The 4,474-nt window shown below is 47.3% G+C and carries 4 protein-coding genes; 2 read left to right on the forward strand and 2 right to left on the reverse strand.

Going from position 1 to position 4,474, the window contains the following annotated elements; all coding sequences use genetic code 11:
* Together Q0257_RS05435 and folE are read right to left on the reverse strand one after the other, a co-directional pair.
* Positions 1-515: aminotransferase class V-fold PLP-dependent enzyme (locus Q0257_RS05435; protein ID WP_298022539.1), on the reverse strand; the 515-nt coding region annotated here is incomplete at its 3' end.
* Positions 516-627: 112 nt separating this feature from the next.
* Positions 628-1,212, reverse strand: a complete 585-nt coding sequence (folE, locus tag Q0257_RS05440) for a GTP cyclohydrolase I FolE (RefSeq protein ID WP_005871572.1) — start codon at positions 1,210-1,212, stop codon at positions 628-630.
* 187 nt (positions 1,213-1,399) lie between these two features.
* On the opposite strand from folE, the gene Q0257_RS05445 reads away from it, so the two are divergent.
* Positions 1,400-3,550, forward strand: a complete 2,151-nt coding sequence (locus tag Q0257_RS05445) for a TonB-dependent siderophore receptor (RefSeq protein WP_298022542.1) — start codon at positions 1,400-1,402, stop codon at positions 3,548-3,550.
* Between the two features lie 156 nt (positions 3,551-3,706).
* A partial coding sequence (tig, locus tag Q0257_RS05450; protein WP_298022544.1) for a trigger factor occupies positions 3,707-4,474 on the forward strand: 768 nt, incomplete at its 3' end.

A 4,474-nucleotide genomic window follows, 5' to 3' on the forward strand; every position in this document is an offset into this window, starting at 1 on the left:
TCGTGTGCGATTTGTGCGATTTTTTTTACGGGGAAGATCGTGCCGGTTTCGTTATTTGCCCACATCACGCTAACAAGCGCGGTTTTATCGTTGATCTTTTCGCTAAGCTCGTCAAGATCGATTAGTCCGTCTTTATCGACGCCCAGGCGAGTAATCTTTACGCCGCAAATTTTTTCTAAAAAAGCACAGGTTGCGCTGATTGCGGGGTGCTCGACGGAGCTTATGACGATATTATCCTTCTCGCCGGTTAGAATTTTATCGTAGTAAATTCCTTTTAAAACCCAGTTATTGCTCTCGGTCGCACAGCTCGTGATGACGATATCGTCCGCATCCGCAGCGCCAAGCCCCGCATAAAGCCTATCCATCGCGGCTCTTAGCGCGGGGTGAGTCTCGCTACCGAAGCTGTGAAGGGAGTTTGGATTGCCGTATTTATCGCAAAAAAACGGCTTCATCTCCTCAAAAACTTCGGGATCAACCATTGTAGTGGCGTTATTATCTAAATAAACGCGCTGCATAAAATTCCTTTCTAAAATTTATCTGAAATTTTAATCAGACAATTTCGCTCTTTTATCAATTTCGCACGATAATATAACATAATTGCTAAATTTTTCTTTAACGCTTGCCGTTTTAAAAACCAAAAGTTTTTGGAGAATTTATTAGATCGAAAAATTCCTTGCGCGTGTCGTTTCGGCTGATAAAAAGCCCCCGTAGTGCCGACGTAGTCGTGGTCGAGTTGATCTTTTGCACGCCGCGCATCTCCATGCACATGTGCCGCGCCTGCAGCACCACGCCCACGCCGAGCGGATGGATCACCTCTTGGATTGCGCTTGCGATCTGCTCGGTAAGCTGCTCTTGGATCTGCAGCCTGCGCGCGAAAATATTTACCATACGCGGAATTTTGCTAAGCCCCACGACCTTTTTATTCGGGATATACGCGACATGCGCGCGCCCAATGATAGGCAGCAGATGGTGCTCGCAGAGGCTATAAAATTCTATATCTTTTATCAAAACCATCTCGTTGTTGCTACTCTCAAACAGCGCGTCGTTTAAAATTTCTTTTGGGTCCAGCTCGTAGCCGCTAGTTAGAAACTCATAGGCTTTAGCCACGCGCCCCGGCGTCTTCGCGAGCCCGTCGCGCTTCGGATCCTCGCCTAAAATTTCAAGCATCTGCGACACGCAGCTTTCAAATTTCGCTCGGCTCTTTTCGTCCATTTTTAGCAATTCCTTAAAAATCGATGCGCGATATTACTCAAAAACGCCTTTTATAACGCTGATAAATTTTAAAATTTCGCGCGAAATTTTATCAATCTCATTATGTTAATGATAATATATTTAAATTTAAGAAATTTTTGTTTAAAATCCGCCGTTTCGATAAGCTTTATCTACAAGGAGTTCGGTAATGAAATTTAAGATGAGTTTTGGCGCGGCTTTGGCACTTTTTTCCTTTGCTTGCGCCGAACAAAACGCCGCGGCAAGCTCCGCCTCGGGCGAAAACCTAGGCGATATCGAGGTCGTAGAATGGGCGAATAACGACGACGGCTACCGTGCCGTACGCAGCGAGATCGGCAAGACGACTAAGAGAATTTTAGAAATTCCGCAAACCGTAAACGTCGTAACGCAGCAGCATCTAAAGGACAAAAAGCCAGAGACCTTAGCGGAATCGCTGCAAAACGTAAGCGGCATAAGCTATGCAAATACGACGGGAAATATTTTTGATGCGATCATCAAGCGTGGCTTCGGCGAGGGTCGCGACGGCTCGATTATGCGCAACGGCGTGCCGGGCGCCGTGATGCACAATTTCAATAAAGCCATTCAAAGCGTCGAGGTTCTAAAAGGGCCCGCGAGCATGCTCTACGGCGCGCAGCAACCAGGCGGCGTCATAAACATGGTAACCAAAAAGCCGCAGTATGAGTTTATAAATGAGCTTTGGGGTGGGCTGGGCAACCGCAACTATTGGGACGCTGGATTTGATACTACAGGACCGATCGCAGATAGCGGCTTTGCGTATAGATTTATATTCGATTACTACGCGAAGGATTATTGGCGAAATTTCGGCGGTATAAAAAACACGCTCTTTGCGCCGTCGCTTGCGTATCAAGGAGACGATTATTCAATAAGCTTAGGCTACACCCATAGCCGCTCTACCGATCCGGTGGATCGCGGCGCATTTTTGGTGCCGAGTACGGGTAAAATTTACGGCAGCGGCAAAGCCCGCTTCGACGAGCCGGTAAATAAACTACAAAGCAAGCTCGATACGGTTGATTTCGGCTTTGAGAAGGAATTTAACGAGGATTGGATATTAAAAGGCGCCTATGCTTTCTCGCGCAGCAAGCACGAATACGGCTACGTCCGTCCGAACAATCCATTCACGCCCCAAGGCCTTACCGGCACGACGCGATCGTATAACTACTACGATAATTTCATACACCGCACGCACGCAGCAAGCGTCACGCTAAACGGCAAATTTGAAACGGGCCCGCTTAAGCACGATGTCCTTTTCGGCACGGATTACAAAAACTACTACAGATACCGCCCGGGCGCGCTAAAAGGCTCCGCAGGGCGCATCAATATGCTTACCGGGCAGACCGCTTCGGGCGCCGTCCTAACGAACGATAGAGAGCCAAAAATACAATATCAAAAGCTAAGAACGATCGGTCTTTACACCCAAGATAATATAAATTTAACCGACGAGTTAATACTTTCTTTGGGCGTGCGTAGGGAATTTTACGATCAAGTAGCCAAACAAAGCTGGCAAGGACCGAACAACACCGATCAGAAAAAGGCCGCTACGACCTATCAGGGCGGGCTTTTGTACCTGTTAAGCCCGCAGTGGTCGGTATATACTAACTATGCGCAAAGCTTCACGCCGCAGATGTCCATAGGCGAGGCGATAGGCGGCGATCTAAAGCCGGAGGAAGGCAAATCCGTAGAGCTCGGCACTAAATTTCAAAACGATCGAGTCACTGCGGGTGCGGCGGTGTTTAATATCGATAAAAGAAACATCCTGCGAACGGTAAATAATATAAGTGAGACGATCGGCAAGGCTCGCTCGCGAGGATTTGAACTCGATATAAACGGGCGCGTAACGCAGGGACTTAGCATGTCGGCAAGCTACGCATATACCAAAACGAGAGTGCGTGAGGATGACGGCGCTTTTGCGGTGCTAATCGGCAAACCGCTGGAAGCGACGCCGAAGCACCAAGCAAGCCTATTTGCCAACTACGATTTTGCGCATCTAGGCGCAAAGGGGCTTAGGCTTGGCGGCGGCGCGCGATACTTCGGCTCGTGGTACACCTACTATATGCGCACGAACCTACCGAGCGTGCCCGCAGGAACGGCGTTTAAGCTGCCTCACGCCGTAGTTTATGACGCCTTCGTGAGCTACGATACTAAAATTTCGGGCTATGATACGAATTTTTCGTTCAACGTCAAAAATTTGACCGACAAAAAATACTATACCTCATCCTCGACCGGCACGACTACGAGCGTGATACCTATTCAGATGGGCTACGCGCGGCAGTTTATGTTTAACGTATCGGTAAAATTTTAGCCTCAAGCCCGCTTTAAATTTCAAGGCGAGCTCTTAAAATTTTAAAATTTAAAAGCCGCGAGCCGCTTAGGCTCGGCAAATTTTAGGAATTTATACTTTAAATAAGAAATTTTTTGATATATTACGAGCTATTTTTAAATTTTCTAAAGGAATTTTATGGAAGTAAAAGCAAAAATGAAAGACGCCGCAAATGCGGTAGCTGCGAGCAAGATCGAAGCAAAGCAGATCGCGGCAAAAGTAGAAGAGCTAGCCAAAAAGGCCTCCAAGCAGCTAAGAATCGATGGATTCAGACAGGGCAAAGTGCCTACCGCGGTGGTTTTGAAGCGATACGGCAAGCAGCTTGAGGGCGATGCAAAGCAGGAACTTCTTAAAGATATGATCGATGAGTCTCTTAAAATTTTAAAGAAAAAACAAGATGAAATTTTATCCGAGCCGGTCTTTTCTAAATTTGATGAAAAAAACGGCGATATTGACGTCGAGATCGAAATTTCTTTCAGGCCCGAGGTTAACGTCGAGGGGTACGAGGAGTTAATTCCTAAATTTAGCAGCCCGCGCGTTACTCAAAAAGAGATCGACGAGAAAGTGGCGGAATTTTTGCAGATGATCGCACCTATTTCTAAAACCAACAAAAAAATTCTAGCCAAAGACGATTTTGCAAAATTTGATTTCGAAGGCTTCGTGGACGGCAAGCCATTCGACGGCGGCAAGGCGCAGGACTACGTCCTTCAGATCGGCTCAAATCAATTTATCCCCGGCTTTGAGGACGGAATGATCGGGCTTAGAGTGGGCGAGGAGCGCGACGTAGCGGTTAAATTTCCGCAAGATTACGGCGCGAAAAGCTTAGCCGGTAAGGACGCGATTTTTAAAGTCAAGCTTCACGAAATTCAGGCTAAAAAACCTGCCAAAGAGCTCGGCGAGGAGGAG

The sequence above is a fragment of the uncultured Campylobacter sp. genome (genome assembly GCF_938018035.1).
Classification (GTDB): domain Bacteria; phylum Campylobacterota; class Campylobacteria; order Campylobacterales; family Campylobacteraceae; genus Campylobacter_B.